General features: G+C 69.0%; 26 protein-coding genes. 12 read left to right on the top strand and 14 right to left on the bottom strand.

Annotated elements, in window-relative coordinates; genetic code table 11:
* Positions 1–28: 28 nt before the first annotated feature.
* The 4 genes from ACFONC_RS09135 to ACFONC_RS09150 are packed head-to-tail and all read right to left on the bottom strand — an operon-like array spanning position 29 to position 4030.
* On the bottom strand, positions 29–493 hold the full coding sequence (locus tag ACFONC_RS09135; protein ID WP_386743413.1) for a hypothetical protein: 465 nt from the start codon (positions 491–493) through the stop codon (positions 29–31).
* Positions 493–756: an ECs_2282 family putative zinc-binding protein gene (locus ACFONC_RS09140; RefSeq protein ID WP_386743414.1), complete on the bottom strand. Its 264-nt coding sequence runs from the start codon at positions 754–756 to the stop codon at positions 493–495. Before ACFONC_RS09140 ends, ACFONC_RS09135 begins: the two co-directional genes overlap by 1 nt.
* Positions 753–1976 carry a restriction endonuclease subunit S gene (locus tag ACFONC_RS09145; RefSeq protein ID WP_386743415.1) on the bottom strand — a complete coding sequence of 408 codons (1224 nt, stop codon included), beginning with the start codon at positions 1974–1976 and terminating at the stop codon, positions 753–755. The genes ACFONC_RS09140 and ACFONC_RS09145 overlap by 4 nt, the downstream gene beginning before the upstream one ends.
* The gene (locus tag ACFONC_RS09150; protein ID WP_386743416.1) at positions 1973–4030 is read right to left on the bottom strand and encodes a class I SAM-dependent DNA methyltransferase; all 2058 of its coding nucleotides are present in this window, start codon (positions 4028–4030) and stop codon (positions 1973–1975) included. Before ACFONC_RS09150 ends, ACFONC_RS09145 begins: the two co-directional genes overlap by 4 nt.
* A 245-nt stretch (positions 4031–4275) precedes the next feature.
* On the opposite strand from ACFONC_RS09150, the gene ACFONC_RS09155 reads away from it, so the two are divergent.
* The 5 genes from ACFONC_RS09155 to ACFONC_RS09175 all read left to right on the top strand — a co-directional run bounded on the left by ACFONC_RS09155 (position 4276) and on the right by ACFONC_RS09175 (position 8875).
* Entirely contained in the window at positions 4276–4770 is a 495-nt protein-coding gene (locus ACFONC_RS09155; protein WP_386743417.1) for a hypothetical protein, read from the top strand.
* Positions 4771–5030: 260 nt separating this feature from the next.
* On the top strand, positions 5031–6086 hold the full coding sequence (locus tag ACFONC_RS09160) for a two-component system sensor histidine kinase NtrB (RefSeq protein ID WP_386743418.1): 1056 nt from the start codon (positions 5031–5033) through the stop codon (positions 6084–6086).
* Positions 6087–6238: 152 nt separating this feature from the next.
* Positions 6239–7645 carry a nitrogen regulation protein NR(I) gene (gene ntrC / locus ACFONC_RS09165; RefSeq protein WP_386743419.1) on the top strand — a complete coding sequence of 469 codons (1407 nt, stop codon included), beginning with the start codon at positions 6239–6241 and terminating at the stop codon, positions 7643–7645.
* Between the two features lie 86 nt (positions 7646–7731).
* Positions 7732–8313 carry a superoxide dismutase family protein gene (locus tag ACFONC_RS09170; protein WP_386744624.1) on the top strand — a complete coding sequence of 194 codons (582 nt, stop codon included), beginning with the start codon at positions 7732–7734 and terminating at the stop codon, positions 8311–8313.
* A gap of 97 nt (positions 8314–8410) precedes the next feature.
* Positions 8411–8875 carry a GNAT family N-acetyltransferase gene (locus tag ACFONC_RS09175; protein WP_386743420.1) on the top strand — a complete coding sequence of 155 codons (465 nt, stop codon included), beginning with the start codon at positions 8411–8413 and terminating at the stop codon, positions 8873–8875.
* A gap of 65 nt (positions 8876–8940) precedes the next feature.
* On the opposite strand, the gene ACFONC_RS09180 is transcribed toward ACFONC_RS09175, so the two are convergent.
* On the bottom strand, positions 8941–9834 hold the full coding sequence (locus ACFONC_RS09180; protein ID WP_386743421.1) for a hypothetical protein: 894 nt from the start codon (positions 9832–9834) through the stop codon (positions 8941–8943).
* A 92-nt stretch (positions 9835–9926) separates the two neighbouring features.
* On the opposite strand from ACFONC_RS09180, the gene ACFONC_RS09185 reads away from it, so the two are divergent.
* Positions 9927–11204, top strand: a complete 1278-nt coding sequence (locus ACFONC_RS09185; RefSeq protein ID WP_386743422.1) for an acetyl-CoA C-acetyltransferase — start codon at positions 9927–9929, stop codon at positions 11202–11204.
* A gap of 92 nt (positions 11205–11296) precedes the next feature.
* On the opposite strand, the gene ACFONC_RS09190 is transcribed toward ACFONC_RS09185, so the two are convergent.
* From ACFONC_RS09190 to ACFONC_RS09215, 6 genes are all read right to left on the bottom strand, one after another.
* Entirely contained in the window at positions 11297–12607 is a 1311-nt protein-coding gene (locus ACFONC_RS09190) for an XVIPCD domain-containing protein (RefSeq protein WP_386743423.1), read from the bottom strand.
* A gap of 53 nt (positions 12608–12660) precedes the next feature.
* Positions 12661–13557, bottom strand: a complete 897-nt coding sequence (locus tag ACFONC_RS09195) for a hypothetical protein (RefSeq protein WP_386743424.1) — start codon at positions 13555–13557, stop codon at positions 12661–12663.
* Positions 13558–13625: 68 nt separating this feature from the next.
* A complete protein-coding gene (locus tag ACFONC_RS09200; RefSeq protein ID WP_386743425.1) occupies positions 13626–14003 on the bottom strand; it encodes a hypothetical protein in 378 nt (125 codons plus the stop codon).
* Between the two features lie 114 nt (positions 14004–14117).
* Positions 14118–15374 (bottom strand): heme biosynthesis HemY N-terminal domain-containing protein, encoded by a 1257-nt coding sequence (locus ACFONC_RS09205; protein ID WP_386743426.1) that lies wholly within the window; start codon positions 15372–15374, stop codon positions 14118–14120.
* 297 nt (positions 15375–15671) lie between these two features.
* A complete protein-coding gene (locus ACFONC_RS09210) occupies positions 15672–16625 on the bottom strand; it encodes a uroporphyrinogen-III C-methyltransferase (RefSeq protein WP_386743427.1) in 954 nt (317 codons plus the stop codon).
* A 71-nt stretch (positions 16626–16696) separates the two neighbouring features.
* Positions 16697–17488: a uroporphyrinogen-III synthase gene (locus ACFONC_RS09215; RefSeq protein ID WP_386743428.1), complete on the bottom strand. Its 792-nt coding sequence runs from the start codon at positions 17486–17488 to the stop codon at positions 16697–16699.
* 65 nt (positions 17489–17553) lie between these two features.
* Between ACFONC_RS09215 and ACFONC_RS09220 the strand changes: the two genes are divergently transcribed.
* From ACFONC_RS09220 to ACFONC_RS09240, 5 genes are all read left to right on the top strand, one after another.
* Positions 17554–18024, top strand: coding sequence for a YiiD C-terminal domain-containing protein (locus tag ACFONC_RS09220; protein ID WP_386743429.1), 471 nt, complete (start codon positions 17554–17556; stop codon positions 18022–18024).
* A 52-nt stretch (positions 18025–18076) separates the two neighbouring features.
* Positions 18077–18496 (top strand): hypothetical protein, encoded by a 420-nt coding sequence (locus ACFONC_RS09225; RefSeq protein WP_386743430.1) that lies wholly within the window; start codon positions 18077–18079, stop codon positions 18494–18496.
* A 142-nt stretch (positions 18497–18638) separates the two neighbouring features.
* The gene (locus ACFONC_RS09230; protein ID WP_386743431.1) at positions 18639–19088 is read left to right on the top strand and encodes a rhodanese-like domain-containing protein; all 450 of its coding nucleotides are present in this window, start codon (positions 18639–18641) and stop codon (positions 19086–19088) included.
* Positions 19089–19177: 89 nt separating this feature from the next.
* Entirely contained in the window at positions 19178–19711 is a 534-nt protein-coding gene (gene secB / locus ACFONC_RS09235) for a protein-export chaperone SecB (RefSeq protein ID WP_386743432.1), read from the top strand.
* Positions 19712–19719: 8 nt separating this feature from the next.
* Entirely contained in the window at positions 19720–20757 is a 1038-nt protein-coding gene (locus tag ACFONC_RS09240; RefSeq protein ID WP_386743433.1) for an NAD(P)H-dependent glycerol-3-phosphate dehydrogenase, read from the top strand.
* Between the two features lie 271 nt (positions 20758–21028).
* Here ACFONC_RS09240 and ACFONC_RS09245 read toward each other — a convergent pair whose 3' ends face one another.
* The 3 genes from ACFONC_RS09245 to ACFONC_RS09255 form a co-directional block, all read right to left on the bottom strand.
* Positions 21029–21613 carry an outer membrane beta-barrel protein gene (locus ACFONC_RS09245; RefSeq protein ID WP_386743434.1) on the bottom strand — a complete coding sequence of 195 codons (585 nt, stop codon included), beginning with the start codon at positions 21611–21613 and terminating at the stop codon, positions 21029–21031.
* Positions 21614–21795: 182 nt separating this feature from the next.
* Positions 21796–22260, bottom strand: a complete 465-nt coding sequence (locus tag ACFONC_RS09250) for a tRNA (cytidine(34)-2'-O)-methyltransferase (RefSeq protein ID WP_386743435.1) — start codon at positions 22258–22260, stop codon at positions 21796–21798.
* A 304-nt stretch (positions 22261–22564) separates the two neighbouring features.
* Positions 22565–23272: an SDR family oxidoreductase gene (locus ACFONC_RS09255; RefSeq protein ID WP_386743436.1), complete on the bottom strand. Its 708-nt coding sequence runs from the start codon at positions 23270–23272 to the stop codon at positions 22565–22567.
* A 260-nt stretch (positions 23273–23532) separates the two neighbouring features.
* Between ACFONC_RS09255 and ACFONC_RS09260 the strand changes: the two genes are divergently transcribed.
* Positions 23533–26412: a M16 family metallopeptidase gene (locus ACFONC_RS09260; protein WP_386743437.1), complete on the top strand. Its 2880-nt coding sequence runs from the start codon at positions 23533–23535 to the stop codon at positions 26410–26412.
* The last annotated feature ends 183 nt before the right edge of the window (positions 26413–26595 follow it).

A 26595-nucleotide genomic window follows, 5' to 3' on the forward strand; every position in this document is an offset into this window, starting at 1 on the left:
CCCCGCACCCGCATGGGTCGGTCGCCTTCTAACGAGTCAGATAGACGACCTTCTCGTGGTTATTACCTGTGCCATCGTCCCAAATCAAGGTGATAGGCATCTTGGCCGGGCTGCCCATATGGATGGCAGCTGGCAGATCAACGCCTTGCTGTGGTTCCAACGTCTCGAGCGGGAAAATTTCTCGGTTGAGCAGCTGGAATCCGCCGCCCGTCTCGTCGGTCACCAGCCGCACGTTCCGCGCGGCCGCCCTTCCGGCATTGAAGACCTTGACCTTGGATCCCTTCAACTCCCGGACCATGCGCGCAGATACGTCGGCCTTCCTTGCATTGGCTGCCTCAGCTTCTTCCTTCTCGACCAGGATGCGATTCAACCGCTTCTGATCTTCCAGCAGCTCGGCTTGCTTCTGCGCCAGGCTGTACGTCTTACGGAAGGTATAAACGGAGAAACCGAGAGCGAGCAGCGCAGCGACAGTTTGCCAATCGATGTCCGGCATCACTTCACCTTGAACATCTTGCTGCCTTTGAAGGCATCCTGGAGCTGCTTCCTGAGATCAGCAGCCACATCATCTTTGATCTGCTCGACGTGGGCGCCAATGTTGTCTCCGTTGGCTGAGATCAGGTCTTCCCGGGATATGACAAGGCTGCAGGACGTGCATTTCACGGATGCTGTATCGTCGGCGTCGTCGAACTCGAACTGAGTGCCGCCACAAGTCGGACAGCGCAACTCGATACTTCGATCATACTTTCCGCTGGTCATGTCGCCTCCAAAGATTCCGTTGAACTCACGACATCTCCACTCATCAAGTGCGGGAGCAGGAGATCGCGAGCTTGGCCGAGCCTCTCGATTTGCTGATCGAGAACTGCGATCTGCTTGAACATGGGGGCTACCGAACCATCGAACTCGCTCAACTGCGACGATGGCGGCAAGGCAACCCAGTACTCGTCGAAGCAACCGACTTGCACCCGTTGTCGACCCGACGATCCAATCATGCTTTTGATGGCGTGCTCGCGAAAATCATACGTGCGCGCCAGGCAATAAACGAAGTATGGGCTCACCGACGTACCACGCAGAACGATGAACTCGGTCGAACCACAAGCGATGTCACCTTCATCAAGGAAGTAGACGAAACCTGTTTTTCCGTTCTCAAGACAGGGCGTGATCCGCGCGAGCAGCACGTCATTGGTTCGGAACTTCACTGTGGTATGCACTGTTCGTCGTTCGAAGTCACCTCGATCAACGGTCATTCCTGTTTCCGATAGCGCTGCCATCGGGACATACCATGCTTCCTTGCCCCGCTCAATGCGTTCCTTGGGATTGATCGCGATCAGATCTGGTACGAACTTCCGCTCCCACCCCACCGGCACGCCATCCACCACCTTGACGTGCTCGTGCCCGGGGAAGCGCAGGTGCACGAACCATTCGCGGTACAGCAGACGAGCGGATTCTTCCAGCAACTTGATCCGTCGGCGGTTGTTTTCGATCAGGTCGTCGTAGGCAGAGAGCGTGTCGGCGATGCGCTCCTGCTCGGGTCTCGACGGATAGCGGACCTCAACCTTGGCCAGGTTCTGTCCAGGCAAATGCTTGATGGTGGAGCCTGTGAACAACCCGCTGAACCCGTCGTTTCGTCCCTTGTACAGAAAGGAGTAATACAGGAACCGGTAGTCCAGTTCCTCACCCGGACGAATGCGGTGAAGGGCCTTCTGGATCATCATCCCCGGCACTTCGTCTTTCCAGATGGCGCAGCGGCCCGGCTCGCCGCCTTCGCACATCACGATATCGCCATGCTTCAACCCGTACCGATCCAATTCGTTCGGCTCGAACCGCATTTCACGCAGGCTGTCGAGATCGAACTCGCCCCAGCGAACATTGACGTTCGCCAGATAGGGCATGGGATCGCCCTTGTTCTTCTTCTCGTCAAGCATCTTTCCGAGGCACAGGTCTGCAACCTGAGCGAGTGGCTTACGCAGCCAACTCACGCCCCCAGTTCCTCGAAGTTGCGCACGATCTTCGCCGCCAGTTCCACCGCCTCCTCGTTCAAGCCTTTCAGCTCCACATGGATGTCGCGCAGCGCAGCCTCGAAGTCGAAATCCTCGTCCACTTCCTCCGGCGCCACGCCGACGTAGCGGCCCGGCGTGAGCGACCAGTCGCTCTTCTCGATTTCGGCGCGGCTGACCAGCTTCACCAACCCCGGCACGTCGCGCAGTTCGGCGTCGGGAAAGCGCTCCTGCAGCCACAGTGCCTGGCGGTGGAAGTAGCGCACCGGCTTGAGCGCTTCCACGGCCGCCTTGCGGGCTTCGTCGGTGGTCTTGCGCTGGCGATTGAGGTCGCGGGTGTTGCCCTCGCCGTCTAGGGCGTCCAGCACGTGGCCGGCGAGCTTGTAGAGATGGTCGGCGCTCTTGATGAGGTCGCGGCTGGTGTCGGCCAGCGGCGCAAGGCGTTCGGTAGCCTTGCGCAACGCGGCGTTGCCGGCGTTGTCGGCGATGGCTTTTGCGGCCCGCTTTTCGACCGCCATCGCGTAAGCGGCCACGTCCGCGGCAAACGTGGACAACGCGTCGTCGAGGGCCTGCCATGCGGCCAGGATCGTTGCATCCCCGCCCTCGCGTGAAAGCCCGGCAAGTGATGCGGCGCGGGCCTTCGCCTGCACCAGGTATTCCTGCAGCGACGCGACACTGTCCTGTGCGGCAGCGAGGCCGTCCAGAAGATGCCGGCGCACCAGCGCCAGGAAGCGGTCGGCCTGGCCGCGGTACAGCCAGACGATGCTGGTGAGGTTGGCCAGCTGCTCGGGGCTGAAGTCGTGGATCTTGCGGGTCACCTTGCGGTAGACGTTGCGCGCATCGAGCATCAGCACGTGGTCACGACGCGCCTTCGGCTTGCCCTTGTCGAAGAACCACAGCTCGCAGGGCACGGTGCGGGTGTAGAAGAAGTTGCCGCGAATCGCGACCATCACGTCCACGTCGCCGGTTTCCACCAGCTTGCGGCGCACCGCGGCCTCGTCGCGGCCGGCACTGGAAGCCTGCGAGGACATCACGAAGCCGGCACGGCCGCGCTTTGACAGATAGCTGTGGAAGTAGGAGATCCACAGGTAGTTGCCGTTGCTGACCTTGCCGGCCTTGTTGACGCCGGGCAGGCCGAACGGCAGGCGCGGGTCCTTGCGGACCTTTTCGGCATCCACCTCGTCGACGTTGAACGGCGGGTTGGCCATCACGTAGTCGGCCTTGCCCAGCAGTTCGTGCGGGTCGGCGTAGTAGCTGATGGCCTCGGCGATGTTGCCCTGCAGGCCGTGCACGGCCAAGTTCATCTGCGCCAGCTTGATGGTAGTGGCGTTCTTCTCCATGCCGTAGAAGGTCAGCGCCTTCGTCGGGTCGCCGTAGTTGCGCTCGACCAGGTTGGCGCTCTGCACGAACATGCCGCCGGAGCCGCAGGCCGGGTCCAGCACGGTGCCGCGGGCAGGCTCGATGACGTTGGCGATCATCTGCACCAGCGAGATCGGGGTGAAGAACTCGCCGCCGTCGTGCGCGCCCTGGTCGGCGAACTGGGTGAGGAAGTACTCGTAGATGCGGCCGAAGATGTCGCCGTTGGCTGTCTTGAGTTCTTCCGGGTTGAGCTTGCGCAGAAGTTCGCCCAGGTCGTCGTTGCCGATCTTGTGGTACTCGGTCTTGGGCAGTACGCCGCGCAGGGACTCGTAGTCCTCCTCGATTCCTTCCATCGCGGCGATGATGGCGGCGGCACGGTCGGCCGAATCCGGCAGACTCACGAGGTGGTCGAACTGCGCTTCGGGTCGCAGGTAAATGGCCCCCTGCTGGCCAAAGTCCTCCCGGGTCAAAGCGCGGACCTTGCCACCGCGTTTGGGCAGCGTTGCTTCGATCTGCGGCCTGACGGCCAGATAGCGGCTGTAGGCGTGACGCAGGAAGATCAGGCCCATCACGGGCATGAAATACTCATTGCTGGCCAGGCCGGAGTTGGCCCGCAGCAGGTCGGCAGCGCTCCAGAGGCGCTTCTCAATAGCTTCTAGGGATTGAAGTTGGCTCATTGGGCCATTTTGGCAGGAAGGCGGAACGCACGGCAGCTGAGCATGGGATGCTTTGGTCTCAGCAGTCGCGATGGCATCCAAGAGCCCTTTGACACTGTCGGGCCTAACGCATGCGGTTATACGAATCTGGGCCGATTCGTATAATTAGCCAGAGCCGTATATTCGTGGCTAATCCTTGTGGTGCTTCCTCGGGAAGGTGATCGAGGTGGAGTGCAGCCGCAGGGTGCGGAGCACAGGGGGAGGGAATGGATGAGCTGTTCGAGAGTCTGGTGCGGGAGGGCATGGCCCGAATGCGCTGGACACGTAAGCGTGCCGAGGCGCAAGCCAATCGATATCTGAAGCGTGCCGGGGCAGGCAAGGCGAAAGCCGCGATAGGAGTTCTAAAGAAGGGTGCCCTGCCGGCGGCCCGGCCGGCTCCGAAGATCCGCGTGGTCAAACCACGTTCGAAGGCCAAGGCTCGGCCTTCTGCCCCCGACCCAAAATTGGCGGAGTCGAGCACCAGGCCCGCGCAAAAGGCGGTGGAAAAGCAGTTACGCAAGAAGGTGAAGAAAGCTCGCGCGAAGCAGGCCGCAGTAGCCGCTGCAATAGCGAAGCCAGCCGCCAAGCGGACCAAACCAAAGAAAAAGCAGCTGACGCCGCTGCAGCGCCTAGAGCGGGCACTGGGTCCGGACGATGGACGAAGGCGTGGAGGGAGTCCCTTCCTCCAAGGGGGTAGCCCGGGTTTGGGGCGCCGGCGCTGACACTCCCTGCGAGAGGGCGGCAAAGGTGGCGTCCAATGCCCATTCAATGAGGTCAGTTGGGTGTGCTGGAACAAGAGCTAAGTTACTGATTATTGAGCGATATTGCACGCGCTTCGGTGGACCCCAGGGAGCCCCCAAACGGTCGTGGCACTGTCGATCGCATAGTTTGTGCAATGTGTACAAACTATGCAGTTCTGCGCACTGGGGTCAGCGTGATTGGGGTCCCGCCGTCGGCCTGGGCCCTGCACTAAGATGGTGCAATGCCCCCCGCGCCCGCGCCGCCGCCCGATCTCGATGCCCTCGCCACGCCGCTGGCGTGGGCCGGCACGGACGGCGCCGTGGCCGGCTGCAATCCGGCCTTCGCGCGCTGGCTCGGGGTGGGCGCTCGGCGCCTGCGGGGGCTGCCGCTGGCGGCGCTGGAGTTCGAGGGCGACGCCCTGGCGCGCTGGTTGGCGGCGGGGGCGCCGCAGGAGCAGGTACGGCTGCGCCGGCTGCCGCTGGCGTTCCCCGGCGCGACGCCGCGTTTCGCTGATGTCTGGGTCGGGGCGCTGGAGGACGGCGGTTGGCTGCTCGAGGCGCATCCGGTGGACGAATTCCCCGGCGAGGATCCGGTCGCGGCGTTGCCGTCGGCACTGTCGGCCGCGCTCAAGGGATTGGCGCACGAGCTGCGCAATCCGCTGGCCGGGCTCAAGGGTGCGGCGCAGCTGCTGGCGCGGCGCGTGGACGACGAGCAGTCGCGCGAACTAACCGCGCTGATCGGCTCGGAGGTCGAACGCCTGGCGCAGCTGGTCGACCGGCTGCTGTCGCCGGCGCCGCCACGGCCGCATGCGCCGCTCAACATCCACGCCGTGCTCGAACGCGTGTTGCGCCTGGCCGAATCCGATGCCGGCTGGGCGGTGAAGCTGGTGCGCGACTACGATCCCAGCCTGCCGGACCTTGCCGGCGACGCCGACCGCCTCGTGCAGGCGACCTGGAACCTGGTGCGCAACGCGATCGAGGCGGGCGCGGCGACCGTCACCCTGCGCACGCGCGCCGAGCACGCGGTGCGCATCGGCGACGAAGTGCATCCATTGGTGCTGCGGCTGGACGTGGTGGACGACGGTCGCGGCGTGCCGGAGGCGCTGGCCGAGCAGGTGTTCCTGCCGCTGGTGTCCGGGCGCGCGGAAGGCAGCGGCCTGGGGCTGGCGCTGGCGCAGCAGGTGGCGCGCGAGCATCGCGGTTCGCTGGCCTATCGTTCGCGGGCAGGGCATACGGTGTTCACGCTGTTGCTGCCGGTGGTGCAGCCGGAGAGCGATGAGGAGGGCAACGATGCTTGACGGCAAGCGCTGTTGCTCCCTCCCCTGCGAAGGCAGGGGAGGGCTGGGGAGGGGTTGCGTCGGCGCCGACGCGGCAGCCAGATGGTTGCACCGGCCCCGACGGCACCCCCTCCCAACCTCCCCTGCCGTCGCAGGGGGAGGAGCTTGAAGCCATGACCGACACCATCTGGGTCGTCGACGACGATCGCAGCGTGCGCTTCGTGCTGGCCACGGCGCTGCGCGAGGCCGGCTTCGACGTGGTCGGCTTCGATTCAGCGGCGGCGGTGGTCGACGCGCTGGGCACGCGTGCGCCGCCGCAGCTGCTGTTCACCGACGTGCGCATGCCCGGCGACGATGGGCTGGTGCTGCTCGACCGGCTCAAGCATGCGCATCCGCGGCTGCCGGTGGTGGTGATGTCGGCCTACACCGACGTGGCCAGTACGGCCGGCGCTTTCCGCGGTGGCGCGCACGAGTTCCTGTCCAAGCCTTTCGACCTCGACGATGCGGTCGCGCTCGCCCGGCGTGTGCTGGCGCAGCGTGGTGCTGGTGGCGATGAAGGCGATGCTGCGCCGGAACTTCCCGCGGTTCCGGACAGCGATGCGCTGGTCGGCGACACGCCCGCCATGCGCCAGCTGTTCCGCGCCATCGGCCGCCTCGCGCAGGCGCCGCTGTCGGTGCTGGTCACCGGCGAGACCGGTACCGGCAAGGAGCTGGTCGCGCGCGCGCTGCATCGCGAGTCGCCGCGCGCGCGCAGGCCGTTCGTCGCGCTCAACACCGCGGCGATCCCGGCCGAGCTGCTGGAAAGCGAGCTGTTCGGCCACGAGGCCGGCGCGTTCACCGGCGCGAACAAACGCCACGTCGGCCGCTTCGAGCAGGCCGACGGCGGCACCCTGTTCCTCGACGAAATCGGCGACATGCCGCTGGCGCTGCAGACGCGGCTGCTGCGGGTGCTGGCCGAGGACGAGTTCTTCCGCGTTGGCGGGCGCGAGCTGATCCGGGTCGACGTGCGCGTGATCGCCGCCACCCACCAGGATCTCGAGGCGCGGGTGGCCGACGGCCGCTTCCGCAGCGACCTGCTGCATCGCCTCGACGTGGTGCGCCTGCACCTGCCGCCGCTGCGCGAGCGCCGCGGCGACGTGCCGACGCTGGCCGAACGTTTCCTGCAGGCGGCGGCCATGCGCTTCGACGCGCCGCCAAAGCGCTTCGGCAAAAGCGCGCTCGAGCGCCTGCAAGGGCACGACTGGCCCGGCAACGTGCGCGAACTGGAAAACCTGTGCTGGCGGCTGGCCGCGCTGGCGCCCGGCGACACGATCACGCCGGCCGACCTCGACGGCATGCTCGCCGCATCACGGCCGGCGCCCGCGCGCGAGTGGGACGACGCGCTGTCCGCGTGGGCGCGCGCGCGTCTTGCCGAAGGCGAAAGCGGTTTGCACGCGCGGGCGCTGGAACGCTTCGAACACGCGCTGCTCGACGCCGCGCTCGAACACACCGGCGGCCGCCGCGCCGAGGCCGCACAGCGGCTGGGCCTGGGCCGCAACACGCTGACCCGCAAGCTCGGCCCCGGTCGCCGGCGCCGCTGAGGTGCCGCGCGCGTCTTTTTTCATCCACCCTGAACCCCGCGCGCGCTAGCGTGCGGCACACTTTCAACAAGGAGTCCGTCATGTCCATGCATCGCCGTCATCACCTGCTCGCCGTTGCCGCCGCCTGTGCGCTCGCGGCCTGTTCGACCACCGGCGAGAAGGCCGCGCCGCCGATGTCGTCCCCGACGCCGGCTTCGCAGGGCACCAGCACCGCCAGTTCGGCGACGGTGAACCTTGCTTCCGCGTCCGGCAGCCTGGTCAGCGGCAAGCTGTCGATGGCGCCGATGGGCGACGGCGTGCACATCACCGGCCAGATCGGCGGCCTCGGTGCCGGGCAGACCCACGCCATCCACGTGCACGAGAAAGGCGACTGCAGCGCCGCCGACGCCAGCAGCGCGGGCGGGCACTTCAATCCCACCGGCAGCGCCCACGGCCGCGCCGGCACGCCGACCCATCACGCCGGCGACATGGACAACATCGTCGCCAACGCCGAAGGCGTGGCCGATATCAACATCCACCTGTCCGGCGTGACCCTCGGTGGAGGCGCAGCCAACGACATCGCCGGCCGCGCGGTGATCGTGCACGCCGCGCCGGACGACTACACCTCGCAGCCCTCCGGCAACGCCGGCGCACGCGTGGCGTGCGGGGTGATCAACGCGGCGATGTGAGCCGCGCCGCGAAACCATGCGCCGTAGGTCGGGGCTACGCCCCCGGCCAGGGTTTTGTCGAGCATTGCAAGGGTCGGGGGCGTAGCCCCGACCTGCGATGACGACCACGCACACCATCCGCGAAGCCGTCGCCGCCGACCGCGACTGGCTCGCCGAGTGCGCCATCGCGATGGCGCTGGAAACCGAGCACAGGCATCTCGATGCCGACACCGTGCGCGCAGGCGTCGCGGCCGGCATCGCCGATTCCGCGAAAGCGCGCTACTTCGTCGCCGTCGATGGCAACGGCGCGCCTGTCGGCACCCTGATGCTCACCCGCGAATGGAGCGACTGGCGCAACGGCGACTGGTGGTGGATCCAGAGCGTGTACGTCGTTCCCGCGCAGCGCCGCCGCGGCGTGTTCGCGGCGCTGTATCGCCACGCTGAAACCCTGGCGCGTGCGACGACCGGCGTGGTCGGTTTGCGGCTCTATGTCGAACGCGGCAACGACGCGGCGCGCCGGACGTATGCGGCGCTGGGCATGGTGGACGCAGGCTACGACATCCTCGAAGCCGAAATGCCGTAGGTCGGGGCTACGCCCCCGACGCCCCGGGATGATCGGCACCCCCGCGTCGGGGGCGTAGCCCCGACCTACAGCTCGCTTGCGGGATCGCCCTGGCAATGCGCGAAGGTCACCGGCACGCCGTGCGCGCGCAGCACGGCGGCGAACTGGCGCTGGCGCGCCTCGTAGTGGGCGAAGCCGCGCTGCAGGCGTTCGTCGTCGGCGTCGCTGCCGCCGCCATTGGCATCGCCCGGTTCCGCATTGCGCCCGCGCCAGGCGCCCGGGGTCAGCAGGGCGATGCGCGCCTCGCGGTCGGCGTAGCGCAGCAGCGGCTCGGGTGGGGCGTCGAGCCAGGCTTCGCGGTCTGGCGAGAGCAGTGCGGTTTCCAGCACCGGCCACAGCGGGGCGAGGCCGGCGTGGTCGTACTGCATCGCCATCAGCGCGCACAGGTCGTGCAGGGTGAGGTGGCGCGCGTGCTCGACCTGCAGGCCGAAGGCTTCCTGCGCCAGCAGCGCGGTGTCGGCGCCGGCCATGCCGCTTTCCATCAGGTCGCGCTCGCAGGCCTCGCCCACCGCGCGCGCGACGCCGGCGTCGCCGGCCAGCGACCAGGGCACCAGCCGCAGCGGGCCGCCGGCGTAGTCGGGCGAGGGCGACAGCGCGCCCGGCAGGCGGTTTTCGTGGCTGCCGAAGGCGATGATCCGGCCGCTGCCTTCGCCGCGGCCGCCGGGCGCGCGGGCGCCGAGCTGGTCGAGTTCGCGGTGGATGGGCCAGCCCGGGCGCAGCAATTCCACCGGATCGTAGTGGGCGCCGGCGGTGGTCAGGTCCAGCGTGGCGGCGTCCGGCGCGAAACGGGCCAGGTCGCGTGCGATCGCCGCGCCCAGCTCGCCGGCCTCACGCTGCGGCAATGCGTCGCGCGCCGCGGCGCTGCCGGGGGTCAGTTCCAGTGCCAGCGCACCGAGGACATGGAGGATCGCTTCGCTCATCGCCTGCTCATGATTGGCCGTGCACGGTCACGGCGCTAGACTCCATTCCATTATGGCCCGCCACGATGGCAGGCCCGCAACGAGGTAGTCCCATGCTGCATGGCCGCCCCGTCGCCGTCCTCGGCGGCGTCCGCATTCCCTTCTGTCGCCAGAACACCGCCTACGCCGACGTCGGCAACCTCGGCATGTCGGTGCGTACGCTCGGCGCGCTGGTCGAGAAGTTCGGCCTCCACGGACAGCAGCTGGGCGAGGTGGCGATGGGCGCGGTGATCAAGCACCCGTCGGACTGGAACCTCGGCCGCGAGGCCACGCTGTCGTCGGGCCTGTCGCCGCTGACGCCCGGCATCACCCTGCAGCGCGCCTGCGGCACCTCGCTGGACGCGCTGATCACCATCGGCAACAAGATCGCCGCCGGCCAGATCGAAGCCGGCATCGGCGGCGGTTCGGACACCACGTCCGACGTGCCGATCGTCTACGGCCAGAAGCTGCGCCGCCGGCTGCTGGAGGCCGCGCGCGGCAAGACCACGCGCGACAAGCTGGCCGCGTTCAAGGGCTTCCACCTGCGCGAACTCAAGCCCGAGTTCCCCGGCGTCGCCGAGCCGCGCACCGGCAAGAGCATGGGCGACCACTGCGAGGACATGGCCAAGGAGTGGAACATCTCGCGCGATTCGCAGGACGAGCTGGCGGTGGCCTCGCACCACAAGCTCGCCGCCGCCTATGACCGCGGCTTCTTCGACGACCTGGTGGTCAGCTTCCGCGGCGTCTCGCGCGACAACATCCTGCGCGCCGACACCTCGATCGAGAAGCTGGCCACGCTCAAGCCCGCCTTCGACAAGGTTTCAGGGCGCGGCACGCTCACCGCCGGCAACTCCACCCCGCTCACCGACGGCGCCGCCGCCTGCCTGCTGTCCACCGATGAATGGGCGGCTGCCCACGGCCACGAGGTGCTGTGCCACATCCGCGACGCGCAGACCGCCGCGGTCGACTTCGTCCACGGCGAAGGCCTGCTGATGGCGCCGACCGTCGCCGTGCCGGAGATGCTCGCGCGCAACGGACTGACCCTGCAGGACTTCGACCTGTACGAGATCCACGAAGCCTTCGCCGCGCAGGTGCTGTGCACGCTGCGCGCGTGGGAGAGCGAGGACTACTGCAAGACGCGCCTCGGCCTGGACGCGCCGCTGGGCCGCATCGACCCGGCGAAGCTCAACATCAACGGTTCCTCGCTGGCCACCGGCCACCCGTTCGCGGCCACCGGCGCGCGCATCGTCGCCACCGCCGCGAAGGAGCTGCAGCAGCGCGGCGGCGGCCGCTGCCTGGTGTCGATCTGCACCGCCGGCGGCATGGGCGTGGTGGCGATCCTGGAGCGCTGAGGGCTGCACGTCGCCCCCACGCTCGTGGGAGCGGCTTCAGCCGCGAGCTTTTGACCGAGCTCCCGGCCGATCTGCCCGGCCGGAATCAGGCATCAGCCCATCCGCATCGGCGCGACGCGCTGCAGTTCCGATACGGCAAGCTCGGCCGTTGCCGCCTGCGCCTGTTGCGTCCGGGCCTGTGCCGCCTGGTCGAGCGCCTGCAGCTCCCGGAGCGAATCCGCGGCGGGGGTGTCCACGGCAAGCTGCGTCTTCATGTGCGCGCGCAGGTGTGCAGGATCGTCGAGCCGGCCCTGCACCACGAACACGTTTTCGCCGGGCCGCAGTTCTTTCGTCGGTCCGCCGAGCACGACGTGGTCGATGCGTTCCAGGCCGTTGCGCCGCGCAAGGCAGGCGAGGCTGGCGATCATGTTCCCGCTATGCCGGTCCGGCGCGCGGCCGAGCGAGGCGTCGAGCCGGTGCACGGCGTCGCGGCTGCCCAGGTACAGATGATGGTCGGGGTGGTCGGGGCGGGTGGGATCGGACATGGCGATCCGCGCGGCCCGCGAAGGATCGCCGGCATCGGCCAGTGTCCACGGACTTTCGGAGATGCCGCGTTCGCGGGCGGGATCGAGCGGATGGAACTGCCGGGCCTTCTCCTGCCGCTCCAGGCGCACGGCGCGTGCGTCGTCCAGTTCGGCGATGCGTTCCGGATCGGTGACGCGGCGGATCACCGGGCCGCCGATGCCGCCGCCGCTGACGGTCGACCATTCGCGCGCGTTGCGGTCGTACAGGTGGTAGAAGCCGGCCGCGCCGATCACGTCCGGGTCAGTGGCAGGCCGGTCCTGCGAGGCCATCGCGCTGGCGCCGGCCAGCGCGCCCGTGTAGCGCAGGGCAGGCAGCTGGTCGTCGTCGTAGCGCACGATGTCGCCGAGGGTGATGCCGGCGCGGCCGATGCCCAGTCCGAGGCCTAGCGTATTGTTGTCGAGCATCGCGTGCCACACGCCTTCGGCGGCCTCCTCGCCGCCCTGCCGGCGCGCGGCCTCGAGCAGCTGGCGCGGGGTCCATGTGTTGGGGTCGATGCGGGCCCGCTCGAAGGACGCATCGTGGGCGGACTGGACGTCCTTGACTGGCAGGTTGAGCGCAAGATCAGGGCGATCCTTGCCCACCCAGTACTGTCGTCGTTCGAGGTCGCGCACAAGCAGGTCCTGACCGAACTGCTCCCATTCGCGCTCGGTCAGCACGCGATCGTCGTGTCTGCGGGCGTGGTTCTGGGCGAAGTTGTTGGCCACCGCGCCTGGCATGTTGTCGTTACGGACGACGCCAAGCGCGAGCAAACCGTAACCATCACTGCCCACATGCTGGGCGAGATAGTTCCAGTAGAGCTCGCGATTACCCTGCTCGGCGTACCAGCCGAGAATGCGCATGTCCCCGGAATCCAGTCCTGACATCCTGCTCTCCTTGCAATGTGGTCACTGACTCATCGAACGCGATACTGCTTCAACAGTTCGCGTGAGCGAATCTCGATTCTTTTCCAGTCCTTGAGGAAGGCGCGAACGTAGAACGCGGAAAACGAGATCTTCTCATCCGGCATCAAGAAATAATGGGTGCAGCCGCTCGAACGGCCTTCTTCCCGCGTGAGCCTGTCGCCCTCGATGCTGATACCGTCTGGCTGGAGCCGGGAGTCGCACTTGATCACGGTGGTCAAGCGGCCATCGGTGCCCCGGTCGAGATACCAGTCCTTCTGGTCTTCGAGCCTGGCATGCGATTGATAGCCGTACTCCTGCTCCCACTCCTTCAAGTACGCGGCAAACTTGTCGCTGTTGACCCGATAAGGTGACAGCCCGAATTCCTTCGGCTCCTCGTCTCTCAGTTCCAATCGCTCCGAAGGATGATGATGTTCCGGAGTACCTTCGGGGCCGTAGTGGTGGATCGACTTCTCCAGCAGCCCCTCCATGGGCACGCGGTCGATGTAGTCGGGCGAGATCGTGATCTGCTTCGCGAACGTCTCCATGTCCTGCTTCGAGCGTTCGCCCGGTGGCAGCGGCTGCAGGTCGGGCCACTGCACGAGCAGGCTGAAGTTGCCCTGGAAGTCGGGGCCGATCTGGTCGCGGAAATAGTTGGCCGGGATCAGGTAGCGGTGCGGGCCGAGGCGGGCTTCGACCGGGCGGTCGTTGTAACCGTACTTCTGGTAAGCCGCGGTGGCGGGGTCCAATCCCATGTCTTTCTCCTGCGCGTCCGTGCGGGTGGTACAGGCGGCCAGCAGGCAGCCGAGCAGCAAGCACAGACAGCGCGCGAATCCCTGCGTCATCCCGATCTCCTTGTCGAAGGGAAAGCATACCTTCACTCCATCGGGAAGGATTGCGACGCGTGTCACGCGGAGATTCCGGCGTTCGCTCATGCAGGTGGCCGCGCGCGGTGCTAAGCGCGAGTGCCAGTCTCGCGCTACAGGCTGCGACGAATCGCAGCCTCGGCGGCGCGCCGGATCGCCGGCCAGTTTCGGGTGCCATCGGCGCGACGGGCGCGCCGGCGCGGCATGCGGGCGCGAACCAGGCGCGCGTGTCGCCATGATCGTGCCGGCGATGGCACGAACACCGCGACCACCTCGCCGTTGAGGCCGGCGCCGAGGTCCACGCGACCGTGCGCGTCGAGTTCTCCGTACAGCGGCTTGGCGGCGTAGTAGCCGAGCAGGCTTGCGTGCGCGTCATCGCCGGCGCGCAGTGGATGGAAGTCGTGTGCGTGCAGCGGGTAGCGGAACCAGTGCGCGAATCCGGGGACTTCCTCGCGCAGGTCCTCGGGATCCAGGGAACGGGGCAGGGGCATCGTGCGGGGTCCGTAGGAGCGGCGGGAGCCGCGAGCTTTTGAGGAATGGCTCGGGGTCTTCAGGAAAGAGCTCGCGGCTCCCGCCGCTCCTACGGACGTGGACAGCTGCGTTGGTTACTCGCGCAACCTCGGCAGGCCGTGTTCGTCGCGTTCCTCGGTCACTGCGCGGTCGTAGATTGTCTGCCGCAGGTCGCGCTGGGCGGGCAGCGGCTCGATCGCTTCGCCGCGCGCGGCGCGCAGGGCGTTGGCGTAGGCGATGCGGGCGCTGGCGTCGTCGCCGGCACCGGCGAATCCATGCCCGAACTCCTCCCACGCCTCGCTGCCCGCGCCCTGCGCCAGCGCGCGATGCAGGTAGTCCTGCGCCTGCGGCCACTGCCCCTGCGCGCGTGCCAGTCGCGCCAGCGTCAGCAGCAGCGCGGGGCTGGCCGGCTGCGACTGCAGCCAGCGCTCGGCGTTGCCGCGGCGCTGTTCGAGGCGGGCGATCGGCAGCGTGCCGTAGCGCGCGGCGAGGCGCTCGTCCCAGCGCGCGTCGAGCGCCTGTTCGATGCTCCTGGCCGACGCATCCTCCCAGCGCAGCTCGGCGGCGCGGTCGGCGTAGGCGATGACCACGCGCGGCTCCGACTTCAGCGGCTTGGGCAGCGCTTCCCAGCGGTCGGCCAGCACGTTGGCGTCGTCGGCTTCGTGCAGCGAGGCCTCGGCCCAGCGCGTTTCAAGTTCCGACAGGCGCGCTTCGGGCAGCGCTTGCTGCTGGCGCATCGGGCCGAGCATGCCGTAGGCCTGCGCGCCCTGGCCGGACACGGCAAGCGCGTCGGCGCGCAGCGCCAGGCCGCGCGGCGGCAGCGGCTGCGCGGCCGGCGCGTCGAGCGCGACCAGCGCGTCGGTGGGGCGGCCGTCGGCCAGCGCGATCTCGGCGGCGGCGATCGCGCGCGAGGCTGCGTGGCGTTCGCCCAGCGCGTCGACCTGCGCGCGCGCGGCTGCGGTATCGCCGCGCGCGAGCGCGGCCTGCGCCGCCGCGCTGCGGGCGACGCCGGCCGCCGATTCATCGTCGGCCGCGGCCTGTTCGAGCAGCTTCTGCGCGCGTGCGTAGTGGCCATGGTGCAGCGCTTCCAGGCCGCCGCCCAGGCGTGCGCGCGACTGCCTGTCGCGGTGCCCGCGCCAGGCGCGGAACGGCAGCGTCACCAGCTTCCACACCAGCCACAGCGCGAACAGCACGCCGAACAGGATCAGCAGCCCGGCCGCCACGGTGGTGGTGTAGTCCATGCCGCGGTAGCGCACCAGCACGTAGCCCGGGTCGGCCAGCAGCAGCTGCGCCAGCAGCGCGCCGACCAGCGCCAGCACGATCCAGAACAGCAGGTTGCGGAACAGGTTCATTGCACGGCCTCCATGTGTGTCGGTGGTCGTCGATCCGGATCGCGACGATGCGAGCGGGTCGGATCAACCTCCTCATCCCGTAACGCGAAGAACGGCCACGGGAGGTATTGAATGTCGAACGTCCTATCTATACCGCGTGCGACGTGAATCCAGCATCGGCCCGCTGAACGGCCGCGAACCACGATGGGTGGCGCGTGCGCAACCGCCCACGGAAGCCCTGGACAGCTGTCGTCATCCCCGCGAAGGATTCCCGCCTTCGCGGGAATGACGATCAGGAGCGAATCGTTCAGAGCTTCCCTAGTTCGGCGCCACGCGCATGGCGCGCAGCTGCTCGAGCGTGGTGCCGAGCGTGGGCAGGTCGATCGCCAGCGGCAGTTCGCGCAGTTCGCGCAGCTGTGCGCGGCGTTCGCGCAGCTGCGGCGAGTCCGGCCACAGGCGCGTGGTCCAGCCGTCGGCGCGCGCCAGCGCCTGCCGGTAGCCGTCGCGGTCGCGACGCTCGGCGGCGGCTTGGGCGAGGGTGAGTTCGAGCTGCAGCGCGGCCAGGCCGGCGGCGCGGTCGCCCGGTTCGATCGCCACGGCGGTATCGGCGTGGCGCACGTCGACGATGCGTGCGAACGCGCGCCGCCACCAGGGCAGCGTGGCGTCCTCGCGCCCGGCCACTGCGATCGGCAGTGCCGGCAGCGAGGCCGCGAACGCCTGCAGCCGGCCGGCGGCGACCGCGCGCGGATCGGCGCCCAGCGCGTCGAGTGCAGCACGCTCCTGGACCAGCGCCTGGCGCAGGCTCAGCCAGGCCGGGTCGTGGATGCCGTCGAGCAGGCTGGCCGCCAGCGCGTAGCCGCGGCGCGCGCCGTCGAGGTCGCCGGCCAGCCGCAGGCGCTGCTCGGCCAGGCCGAGCACGATCTCCAGCTCGTCCAGCCGCAGTGTCTGCGCGCCGTTGCGCTCGGGATCGGCAAGCTGCGACACGCTGTCTTCGAGCAGCGCGGCGCGCTGGCCGATGCCGAGCAGTTCGTCGCGCAGCACGCGGTTGGTGGTGTCCGCCTGCTGCAGCCGCTTGGCCTGTGCGCGCTGTTCCTGCTGCAGCGTGTCGATGCGCTGTTCCAGCGCGCTCACGTGCTGCGCGGCCTGGGTTTCGACGCTGCGCTCGTGCTGCACGCGCGCCTGCAGCCACTGCCAGCCGAACCAACCGCCGCCGGCGAGCACCAGCAGCGCCACCAGCCAGGCCAGTGCCGACGAGCCGCGCCGTCGCGGCACGGTGGAGGTTGGGGGCGCGGGAGTGCTCAAGAGGGAGGCCGGTCGTCGGGAATGGCGCGAATGCTAGCGGATCAGCGCCGTTTCCGGGATGCCGGCGTGGCGCGCGCGGCGGCGTCGAGCAGGTCGCGCGGGATGGCGCTGGTGGCGGTGATGATGCGCGTGAAACCTTGATCGCGGGCCAGCCGGGCGAGGCGTTCGCTGGCCGCCACCACGCGTGCGCGGCGCAGCGCGGCGACGGCATCGCCGGGCAGGGCGGTGAGCAGGTGCTCCAGCGCTTCGCCGCTGCTGAGCAGCAGCCAGGCCGGCGCGTCGAGCTGCAGCAGCGCTGCGACCGCGCGCAGCGACGGCGCGATCGGCACGCGCTCGTAGACATCGGCGCGAATCACCCGCGCACCGCGCCGGCGCAGCGCGGGCGCGATGCGGCCGCGCCCGCCGGGTGCGGTCAGCATCCCGATGTCGCCACCGCGCACGTCGCGCAGCCCCGGCAGGGCGAGCAGGCCTTCGCTGTCCATGCGCGCGGGCGCGGCGACTTCGTCCACGCCCGCGCGCCGCAGCGCCGCGGCGGTGCCGGCGCCGACCGCGAACCACTGCTGCCCGCGCCTGCGCCGCAGTGGCTGCAGTGCGCCCGCGGCGCGGACCGCGGCCGGGCTGGTCGCCAGCACCCGCCCGGCGGCGAGCGCGGCGCGCAGGTCGCCGCGCGTGGCACGGTCGTCGCGCGGCATCAGTTTCCACGGCGACACCGCCAGCACGCGCCCCTCGAGCGTCGCCGCCGCGCGCCGGATCGCCGCATGCCCGCCCACCGGGCGCAGCGAGATGACGTAGCATCCAGCCAGGGCGGGGGACGATGGCGGTCGATCGGGCATGCGGCCAGCTTGGGCGGTCGCCGTGGCGGCCGCAAGCCTCGCCGCGAACCGTTCCAGACAGGACAATGCCGTTGCAAGCCGAACAATCCCTGCGCGCGCTCGACGCCCATTACCAGGCCATGCCGCCGGTCGCGGCGATGCAGCTGCGCATCGCCGGCTACGACGGCGACGCGCTGACCCTGGAAGCGCCGCTGGCGTTGCACGTCAACGACAAGGGCTGCGCGTTCGGAGGCAGCCTGGTGTCGCTGCTGACGCTGGCGTCGTGGGGGCTGGTGAACCTGCACGTGCAGGCGGCCGGGCTGGACGCCGACGTGTTCGTCGCCGACAGCGAGGTGCGCTACCTGGCGCCGCTGTTCGCCGACCTGCGCGCGCAGGCGCGGATCGCCGAGGGCGAGTCGTGGGAACGCTTCGTCGCCACCCTGCGCGAGCGCGGGCGTGCGCGGACCACCCTGGTCGCGACGGTGCCGCTGCCCGATGGCGGCATCGCGACCACCTGCCGCGCACGCTACGTCGCGATCGCTCGCAAGCACGGATGAGCGCGGGGTTGCTACCCTTGCCGCCACGCCGGGACCGGGAAGGAGAAGCGCGATGCGGATGATGAAGCACTGCTGGCTGGCCATGGCCGTCGTGCTGCTGGCCGCGGGCTGCGCCAGCATGGGCAGCAAGGACGACAAGCTGCGCGAGGCGCAGTACGCCTGGTCGGCGGCGATCCGCTGGGGTGACTTCGAGGGCGCCTGGAACCTGGTCGAGCCCGAATACCGCAAGGCGCACCCGATGACGCCGGTGGAGTTCGAGCGCTACAAGCACGTCGGCATTTCCCGCTACCACGACCTGGGCGAGCAGGCCCTGGCCGGCGGCGACGTTGCCCGCGAGATCGACCTGGGCGTGATCAACAAGCACACCATGACCGAGCGCGGCATGCGCTACACCGAGCGCTGGCACTACGACGAGGAAGCCAAGACCTGGTGGCAGATGAGCGGTTTGCCGGACCTGTGGCAGGGAGAATGACGAAGAGCGGGGGCTTGGATCCGGGGACCGGGGACTGAAAAGCAGAGGCGGGGCTCCGCTTTTGGCTTCCAGATCCCAGTCCCCAGCCCCGGCCCCCGCTTTTTTGCGACAATCCCCGCCCGCTCGCCTCGCACCGATCCCCGTGAATCTCGAAGAACTGCTGGCCTTCGCCGGCCGCCACCAGCTCCTGTCGATCGCCCTGGTCGGCCTGACCATCGCCATCATCGTCAACGAGGTCATGCAGCTGTTCCGCGGCTACAAGACGCTGCGCCCGGCCGGGCTGACCGCGCTGATCAACCGCGACAACGCGCTGGTGATCGACCTGCGCCCCATCGCCGACTTCGAGAAGGGCCATATCCCCGGCTCGAAGAACGTGCAGATGAGCCAGTTCGACCCGGAGAACAAGCAGCTCGCGCCGGCCAAGGCGCTGCCAGTGGTGCTGGTGTGCAAGACCGGGCAGTCCGCCGGCACCGCAGCCAAGCGCCTGAAGAAGGCCGGATTCGAGCAGGTGCACGTGCTCGACGGCGGCATCGGCGGCTGGCAGCAGGCCGACTTGCCGCTGGCCAGGGGCAAGTCCCGCAACAAGGGCTGATCCGGCGCGGCCCGGCCGGGCGCGTCCGCCCGCCATGCCATAATCGGCTCCTTTCCCCGCCATTTCCTTCGTCTTTCCGGAGTCACGACATGTCCGACCAACCCGTCAGCAACGGCGCCGCCGCGCCGGCCAAGAACGGCCCGCAGTTCAGCGTCGAAAAGATCTACGTCAAGGACGTGTCCTTCGAGGCCCCGGGCGCGCCGGCGGTGTTCAACGAGCAGGCCCAGCCGCAGCTGCAGATGAACCTCAACCAGCGCGTGCAGCGCCTGAACGAGACTGCGTTCGAAGTCGTGCTCGGCATCACCCTGACCTGCACCATCGGCGAGGACAAGACCGCGTACCTGGCCGAAGTGCAGCAGGCCGGCGTGTTCGGCCTGAGCGGTTTCGACGACGCCGCGCTCGACGCGATCCTCGGCACCCACTGCCCGAACGTCCTGTATCCGTACGTGCGCCAGACCATCGGCAACCTGATCCAGGCCGGTGGGTTCCCGCCGTTCCTGATGCAGCCGATCAACTTCGAGGGCCTGTACGCCGAGAGCCTGCGCCAGCGCGCCGAGCAGCAGGCCAAGGGCGCCGACGGCGACGGCAGCCTCGCCGGCAGCGAGCCGGCCGGCAACGCCTGATCCGCGCCATGGCGGGAGCAACATCGGCGGTCGCCGTGCTCGGCGCGGGCTCCTGGGGCACCGCGCTTGCCGCACTGATCGCCCGGCACGGCCATCGGACCGTGCTGTGGGGGCGTGACGCGGCGATCGTCGAGGCGATAGACCAGCACCACGAGAACACGCGCTACCTGCCTGGCATCGCCCTGCCCGAGGGCCTGGGCGCCACCACGGACCTCGCCGCTGCGCTGCGCGGCGCCGACCTGGTGCTCGTGGTCGTGCCCTCGCACGCCTTCACCGAAACCCTGCGCGCACTGGCGCCGCTGCGCCCGGCGCATGCCGGCGTGGCGTGGGCGGCCAAGGGTTTCGAGCCCGGCTCCGGGCGTTTCCTGCATGAAGTCGCCGGCGACCTGCTCGGCCCGGACGTGCCACTGGCCGTGGTCACCGGGCCGTCGTTCGCCAAGGAAGTCGCCCTCGGCCTGCCGACCGCATTGACCGTGCAGGGCGAGGACACCGCCTTCGTGCAGCAGGTCGCCGACGTGCTGCACGGCCCCGAGTTCCGCGCCTACACCGGCAGCGACATGCGCGGCGCCGAGCTGGGCGGGGCGATGAAGAACGTGCTGGCCGTGGCCACCGGCGCCGCCGACGGCATGGAACTCGGCCTCAATGCCCGCACCGGCCTGATTACCCGCGGCCTCAACGAGATGCTGCGGCTCAACGCCGCGATCGGCGGCCGCCCCGAAACCCTGATGGGCCTGGCCGGCTTGGGCGACCTGGTGCTCACCTGCACCGGCGACCTGTCGCGCAACCGGCGCCTGGGCCTCGCGCTCGGCCGCGGCCAGACCCTGGACGACGCGGTGCGCGAGATCGGCCAGGTGGTCGAGTCGGTGCAGACGGCCAACGAAGTCATGCGCCTGGCCGAGCGCTACGGCGTGGAACTGCCGATCTCCGAGAATGTCCGTGCCGTCCTGCACGGCGACATCACCCCGGCCGAAGGCCTGCAACGCCTGCTCGCGCGCGAACAGAAGGCCGAATACGCACCGGAAGCATTCGGCGCCGGCGCGCCGTAGGTCGGGGCTACGCCCCCGACGCCCGCGCCGTCATCGAGGCCCGGGGCTCCGGACACCGCGTTGTCGGGGATGTAACCCCGACCTACGGCACGCGCCATCATCGAAGCGCCGGTGCTCCGGACATCCGCGTTGTCGGGGATGAAATTCCGGCCTGCGGCATCGTTCGCCGAGGGCACAAAAAACCCGGCCGTTTCCGGCCGGGTCGGTTGCGATGTCGGGGAGAGAGAGAACGTCGCAATAGCCACGTTAGCGCCCGTTGGTGACCGTCCGGTTACCAGGTCAGGCGCGGGCCGACGAACCACTGCGTGTCGCCGTCGGAAAACTTGACGTCGCCGCTCAAGCCCCAGTTCGGGCTGAACTTCCACTGCGCACCGAGGCGGCCGTAGAAATTGCTGTCGTCTTCGAGCAGTCCGTCGCTGTCGTAGCTTTCGTAGCCCGCCAGCGCATAGCCCTCCAGGCTCTGCGTCAGCGCGGCGCGGGCGCCGGCCTCGACGCTGTAGCCGTCGAAGTCCAGGCCGCTGCCGGCATCGAACTTCTCGTAGGCGATGCGCGTGAGCAGGTCGGCCCGGGGCGAGATCTCGTGGTTGTAGCCCACGCCGGCGCGCCACTGGTCGATGTCGATGTTGGTGTCGTCGATTTCCTGCTGGTTGAAGGCGCCGAACAGGTGGAAATTCGGATGCACGGCCACCGAGCCGTCGATCGCCCAGCCGTCCGCGTCGACGTTGCCGTCGCCGTTGGTGGCGGTGTAGCCGCCCTGGACATAGTTGTAGGACACGTCGTCGGCGGCCGACGCAGTTGCGGCCATGGCAAAGGCCGGCACCGCCAGCAGCGCGGCGGCAATCAGGGAGTTCTTCATTCGGGGGACCCTTCTTTTGAGATCTTGTAGGTAAAGGGCCGGCCAGGCGCCGGGGGAGGGAGAGAGACCGTCGGGGAAACGGCAACGACGCCTGGGCCGGTGACGCGCATTGTCCGCATGCGGCGGCAACGCAGGCTGAATAGTGAACTTGACAGTACAGGAACTTTTCCGGGCTGGCCGGGTCAGGTGGCGCCGGCGAAGCCGAGCTGCCGCCAGGCCTCGTACACCATCACCGCCACCGCGTTGGACAGGTTGAGGCTGCGGTTGTCCGGGCGCATGGGCAGGCGCAGGCGCTGCGCGTCGGGGATCGACGCGAGCACGTCATCGGGCAGGCCCGCGGTCTCGCACCCGAACAGGAAGGCGTCGCCGGCGGCGAAGCGCGGCGTGTCGTAGCGGACGGTGCCGCGCGAGCTCAGGGCGAACAGCCGCGGCGGCGCGATCGCCGCGAGTGCGCCGGCCAGCGAGTCGTGCACCTGCACGCGCGCGTACTCGTGGTAGTCCAGCCCGGCGCGGCGCAGCTGGCGGTCGTCCATGTCGAAGCCCAGCGGCCGCACCAGGTGCAGGCGCGCGCCGGTGTTGGCGCACAGGCGGATGACGTTGCCGGTGTTGGGCGGGATCTCCGGCTGGAACAGGATGACGTCGAACATCGGTTATCCCGGCGTTTGGCGCCGTGATAACTGTCTGCGTTGATACGGCCTTGCGGCCGCATAACGCCGACAACGGCGCGGGGGTGGGGAGGATACCGTGAGGGACAATCCTTGTAGGAGCGGCGGAAGCCGCGAGCTCTTGCTCCCTCCCCTGCGGGGCAACGGCCAGAGCTCGCGGCTTCCGCCGCTCCTGCCGGACGGATGGAGGCAGTTCGGGTTCGATCACCAAGGCAGATTCGTAGGGCGGGTCAAGACCCGCCACCGGTGCCATCTGGGATGGCGGGTCAAGACCCGCCCTACGGGATCACCAGGCCAGCGTCTCGCCCCGCCAGTCGCGGAAGCTGCCGCTGTCTTCCGGCGCCAGGCCGTCGATCACCTGCAGCAGTCCGCGCACCGAATCGGCAGCCGGCACAGTCGCGTTCGGTCCGCCCATGTCGGTCTGCACCCAGCCCGGATGCAGTGCGGCAACGACGATCCCGCGCTCGCGCAGCGCGTGCGCAAGCAGCACGCTGGCCATGTTCTGCGCGGCCTTGCTGATGCAGTAGCTGGGGGTGCCGAAGCGGCCGGCGTCGGTGATCGAGCCCAGTTCGGACGACACGTTCGCCACCCGCGCGCCGTCGGCGAGCAGCGGTGCCAGCGCCTGGGTGAGCAGGAGCGGCCCGGCGGCGTTGGTGCGGAAACTGTCCTCGAGGATCGCGGCGGTGACCTTGCCGAAGCGCTCGCCCGAATGCAGCACGCCGGCACCGTTGACCAGCAGGTCGAGCCGGCCGTCTTCGCCCAGCGCCAGCGGCAACTCGGCGGCCAATGCGGCATGCGACTTCGGATCGGCCACGTCCAGCGGCAGCACATGCAGGCGGCCGGGATGGTCGCCGGCCAGCGCGTTGAGGGCGGACGCCCGGCCCGGCTGGCGGCAGGTGGCGACCACGCGATCGCCGCGGGCCAGCAGCTGGCGGACGAATTCCAGGCCGACGCCGCGGTTGGCGCCGGTGACGAGGCAGTGGCGGGTTGTCATGGGGCGAGTCTGGCAGGTGGGACGTTCAGTTGGGGTGGGCGCTGGAGGCCGCGCCGTCCCATTGTCATCCCGAGCGTAGCGAGGGATCTGGCCCGGACCCGGGACAGAAGGCAGCTCCCTCGCTGCGCTCGGGATGGCAGCCTGGATGCCTGACCCAGCCCCCCAGCCCCCAGCAAGGACCTATGGCCTAGTGTTCAGCTCCCGGACAGTCGTTACGATGGCGGGACAATCCCGCCATTCATGCCTGCACAGGAGTGCCCATGTCCCTTGCCAACTTCCGTCGCCCCCGCGCTTCCATCCTTGGTTTCGCCCTGGCGGCCGCCATCGGCGGCAGCTTCACGCCGGGCCTGGTGTTCGCCGATGCCGGCCAGGCCGCGGCCACGGTCAACATCCCGTACCAGGAGTTCACCCTGCCCAACGGCCTGACGGTGATCGTGCACGAGGACCACAAGGCGCCGATCGTGGCGGTCAACATCTGGTATGGCGTGGGCAGCAAGAACGAGCCGGCCGGGCGCAGCGGCTTCGCGCACCTGTTCGAGCACCTGATGTTCAACGGCTCCGAGAACCACCCGGGCGAGTACTTCGAACCGTTCGAGCAGGCCGGCGCCACCGACATGAACGGCACCACCAACGGAGACCGCACCAACTACTTCCAGAACGTGCCGACCACCGCCCTGGACATGGCGCTGTGGATGGAATCCGACCGCATGGGCCACCTGCTCGGCGCGATCGACCAGAAGACGCTCGACGAGCAGCGCGGCGTGGTCCAGAACGAGAAGCGCCAGGGCGAAAACCAGCCCTACGGCCAGCTGCGCCAGGTGGTGGCCAAGACCATGTACCCGGCCGGGCATCCGTACCACCACACCACGATCGGCTCGATGAACGACCTCAACGCGGCCAAGCTCGAGGACGTGAAGCAGTGGTTCCGCACCTGGTACGGCCCCAACAACGCGGTGCTGGTGCTGGCCGGCGACATCGACGTCGAGACCGCGAAGAAGAAGGTCGCCAAGTACTTCGGTGACATTCCCGCCGGTCCGACCATGGAGCAGCCGAAGGTGCAGATCGCGCCGCTGGCCGAATCTGGCCGCACCGTGCTCGAGGACAAGGTCCCGCAGGTGATGGTGCGCCGGATCTGGAACGTGCCCGAGTACGGCAGCACCGATTCGACCCTGCTCGACCTGTTCTCGCAGGTGCTCGGCGGCAGCGCCACCTCGCGCCTGGACAAGCGCCTGGTGCACGAGGACCAGCTGGTCGACAGCATCGGCACGGCCAACTGGTCATCGCAGCTGGGCGGCAGCTTCTTCATCAACGCGATGGTGAAGAAGGACGTCGACGAGAAGAAGGTCGAGGCGGTCATCGACGAGGAGCTGCAGAAGCTGCTCGCCGAGGGCCCGACCGCCGAAGAACTCGCGCAGGCCAAGACCATGTTCCGCGCCGGCTTCATCCGCGGCATCGAGCGCATCGGCGGCTTCGGCGGCAAGGCCGACGCGCTGGCCGCCTGCCAGACCTATACCGGCAAGCCGGACTGCTACCAGGACGTGCTGCGCGACATCCAGGCCGCCACGCCCGAGCAGGTGCGCGACGTCGCCCGCGAATGGCTGGGCAAGCCGAGCCACACCTTCGTGGTCGAACCGGGCGAGCGCACGCCGCTGGTGGAGGCGCCCGCCGCCAAGCCGGCGCCGTTCGAACTGCCGGCGGCGGATGCGAAATACAGCACCACGCCGAGCAGCGTGGATCGCAGCAAGGGCGTGCCGAAGGTGGACACGTTCCCGGAGCTCGACTTCCCCGACCTGCAGCACGCCACCCTGGCCAACGGCAGCAAGCTGATCCTGGCCGAGCGCCACGAGATCCCGGTGGTGCAGATGAGCTACCTGTTCGACGGCGGCTATGCCTCTGACCAGGGCGGCAAGCTCGGCCGCGCCGGCTTCGCGCTGGGCATGCTCGACGAGGGCGCCGGCAAGCTTGGCGCGCTCGAGTTCGCTGCTGCCGAGGAAAACCTGGGCGCGCGGCTGAGCGCCGGCGCCTCGCTCGACGGCAGCAGTGCCGGCCTGTCTGCATTGAAGGAGAACCTGGACGAATCGGTTGCGCTGTTCGCCGACATGCTGCGCGCCCCGCGCTTCGACCAGGCGGAGATCGACCGGGTCAAGGCGCAGTGGATCGCCGGCATCGCGCAGGAGAAGGCGCGCCCGAACTCGGCCGCCCTGCGCGTGCTGCCGCCGCTGCTGTACGGGAGCGACCACGCCTACGGCATCCCGTTCACCGGCAGCGGCACCGAAGCCGATATCGCCGCCCTCACCCGCGATGAGTTGGTCGCCTACCAGCAGCAGTGGCTGCGCCCGGAGAACGCCACCGTGGTCGTGGTCGGCGACACCACGCTGGCCGAGATCGTGCCGGTGCTCGACCGCCACTTCGGCGACTGGAAGGGCAGCGGGGACGCGCCTGCGCAGGTCGCGGTCGCCAAGGTCGAGCGGCCCGCCGAGGCGCGCGTGTTCCTGATCGACCAGCCGGGCGCGGTGCAGGCGAACATCTTCGCCGGCAAGGTCGCGCCGTCCACCCGCGACGACGGCGCGGTGCTGCTGGACATGGCCAACGAGGTGATCGGTGGCAGCTTCACCGCGCGCCTGAACATGAACCTGCGCGAGGACAAGCACTGGTCCTACGGCGCGCGCACCATGCTGGCCGACGCCGAGGGCCAGCGCCCGTGGCTGGCCTATGCGCCGGTGCAGATCGACAAGACGGCCGACTCGCTGGCGGAAATGCAGCGTGAAATCAGCAGCTACGTCGACGGCGAAGCCCCGGCCACGGAAGCCGAGGTCGAGAAGATCGTCGCCAACAACCTGCGCAGCCAGCCCGGTGCCTACGAGACGGCAGGTTCGGTGCTCGGCACCATCGCGGGCATCGTCCGCTACGACCGCCCGGACAACTGGGTCGAGCTGCGCAACGCGCAGATCCGCGACCTGACCCCGGAGCAGGTGAACGCGGCCGCCCGCACGCTCGACCCGGGCGCGTTGACCTGGGTGGTGGTCGGCGACCTGAAGCAGATCGAACAGCCGGTGCGCGCGCTGGACCTGGGTGAAGTCAGCATCATCGATGCCGACGGCAACCCGGTGGCGCCGGCGGCCAAGAAGGACGGCGAGTAAGGCTCGCCTCCCTGCCCCTGCGGTCGCAGGGGCAGCAAACACAAATCGTCCGCGGCTTCGGCCCCCTCCCCTGCGAAGGCAGGGGAGGGTTGGGGAGGGGTTGCGTGGGCTCGCGCGATACCTGCGGACAGTTGCACCAGATCCGACGCAACCCCCTCCCAGCCTCCCCCTGCCTTCGCAGGG

Origin of the sequence: Luteimonas soli (assembly GCF_042648865.1) — a bacterium.
GTDB lineage: Bacteria > Pseudomonadota > Gammaproteobacteria > Xanthomonadales > Xanthomonadaceae > Luteimonas > Luteimonas soli.

Coding starts and splice junctions, on each gene's coding strand:
- ACFONC_RS09225 (WP_386743430.1), top strand. CDS start 18,077: ATGCGGATGATGAAGCACTGCTGGCTGGCCATGGCCGTCGTGCTGCTG.
- ACFONC_RS09135 (WP_386743413.1), bottom strand. CDS start 493: ATGCCGGACATCGATTGGCAAACTGTCGCTGCGCTGCTCGCTCTCGGT.
- ntrC (WP_386743419.1), top strand. CDS start 6,239: ATGACCGACACCATCTGGGTCGTCGACGACGATCGCAGCGTGCGCTTC.
- ACFONC_RS09155 (WP_386743417.1), top strand. CDS start 4,276: ATGGATGAGCTGTTCGAGAGTCTGGTGCGGGAGGGCATGGCCCGAATG.
- ACFONC_RS09220 (WP_386743429.1), top strand. CDS start 17,554: ATGCCGTTGCAAGCCGAACAATCCCTGCGCGCGCTCGACGCCCATTAC.
- ACFONC_RS09180 (WP_386743421.1), bottom strand. CDS start 9,834: ATGAGCGAAGCGATCCTCCATGTCCTCGGTGCGCTGGCACTGGAACTG.
- ACFONC_RS09160 (WP_386743418.1), top strand. CDS start 5,031: ATGCCCCCCGCGCCCGCGCCGCCGCCCGATCTCGATGCCCTCGCCACG.
- ACFONC_RS09140 (WP_386743414.1), bottom strand. CDS start 756: ATGACCAGCGGAAAGTATGATCGAAGTATCGAGTTGCGCTGTCCGACT.
- secB (WP_386743432.1), top strand. CDS start 19,178: ATGTCCGACCAACCCGTCAGCAACGGCGCCGCCGCGCCGGCCAAGAAC.
- ACFONC_RS09175 (WP_386743420.1), top strand. CDS start 8,411: ATGACGACCACGCACACCATCCGCGAAGCCGTCGCCGCCGACCGCGAC.
- ACFONC_RS09190 (WP_386743423.1), bottom strand. CDS start 12,607: ATGCGCATTCTCGGCTGGTACGCCGAGCAGGGTAATCGCGAGCTCTAC.
- ACFONC_RS09200 (WP_386743425.1), bottom strand. CDS start 14,003: ATGCCCCTGCCCCGTTCCCTGGATCCCGAGGACCTGCGCGAGGAAGTC.
- ACFONC_RS09170 (WP_386744624.1), top strand. CDS start 7,732: ATGCATCGCCGTCATCACCTGCTCGCCGTTGCCGCCGCCTGTGCGCTC.
- ACFONC_RS09240 (WP_386743433.1), top strand. CDS start 19,720: ATGGCGGGAGCAACATCGGCGGTCGCCGTGCTCGGCGCGGGCTCCTGG.
- ACFONC_RS09205 (WP_386743426.1), bottom strand. CDS start 15,374: ATGAACCTGTTCCGCAACCTGCTGTTCTGGATCGTGCTGGCGCTGGTC.
- ACFONC_RS09150 (WP_386743416.1), bottom strand. CDS start 4,030: ATGAGCCAACTTCAATCCCTAGAAGCTATTGAGAAGCGCCTCTGGAGC.
- ACFONC_RS09255 (WP_386743436.1), bottom strand. CDS start 23,272: ATGACAACCCGCCACTGCCTCGTCACCGGCGCCAACCGCGGCGTCGGC.
- ACFONC_RS09185 (WP_386743422.1), top strand. CDS start 9,927: ATGCTGCATGGCCGCCCCGTCGCCGTCCTCGGCGGCGTCCGCATTCCC.
- ACFONC_RS09215 (WP_386743428.1), bottom strand. CDS start 17,488: ATGCCCGATCGACCGCCATCGTCCCCCGCCCTGGCTGGATGCTACGTC.
- ACFONC_RS09260 (WP_386743437.1), top strand. CDS start 23,533: ATGTCCCTTGCCAACTTCCGTCGCCCCCGCGCTTCCATCCTTGGTTTC.
- ACFONC_RS09250 (WP_386743435.1), bottom strand. CDS start 22,260: ATGTTCGACGTCATCCTGTTCCAGCCGGAGATCCCGCCCAACACCGGC.
- ACFONC_RS09245 (WP_386743434.1), bottom strand. CDS start 21,613: ATGAAGAACTCCCTGATTGCCGCCGCGCTGCTGGCGGTGCCGGCCTTT.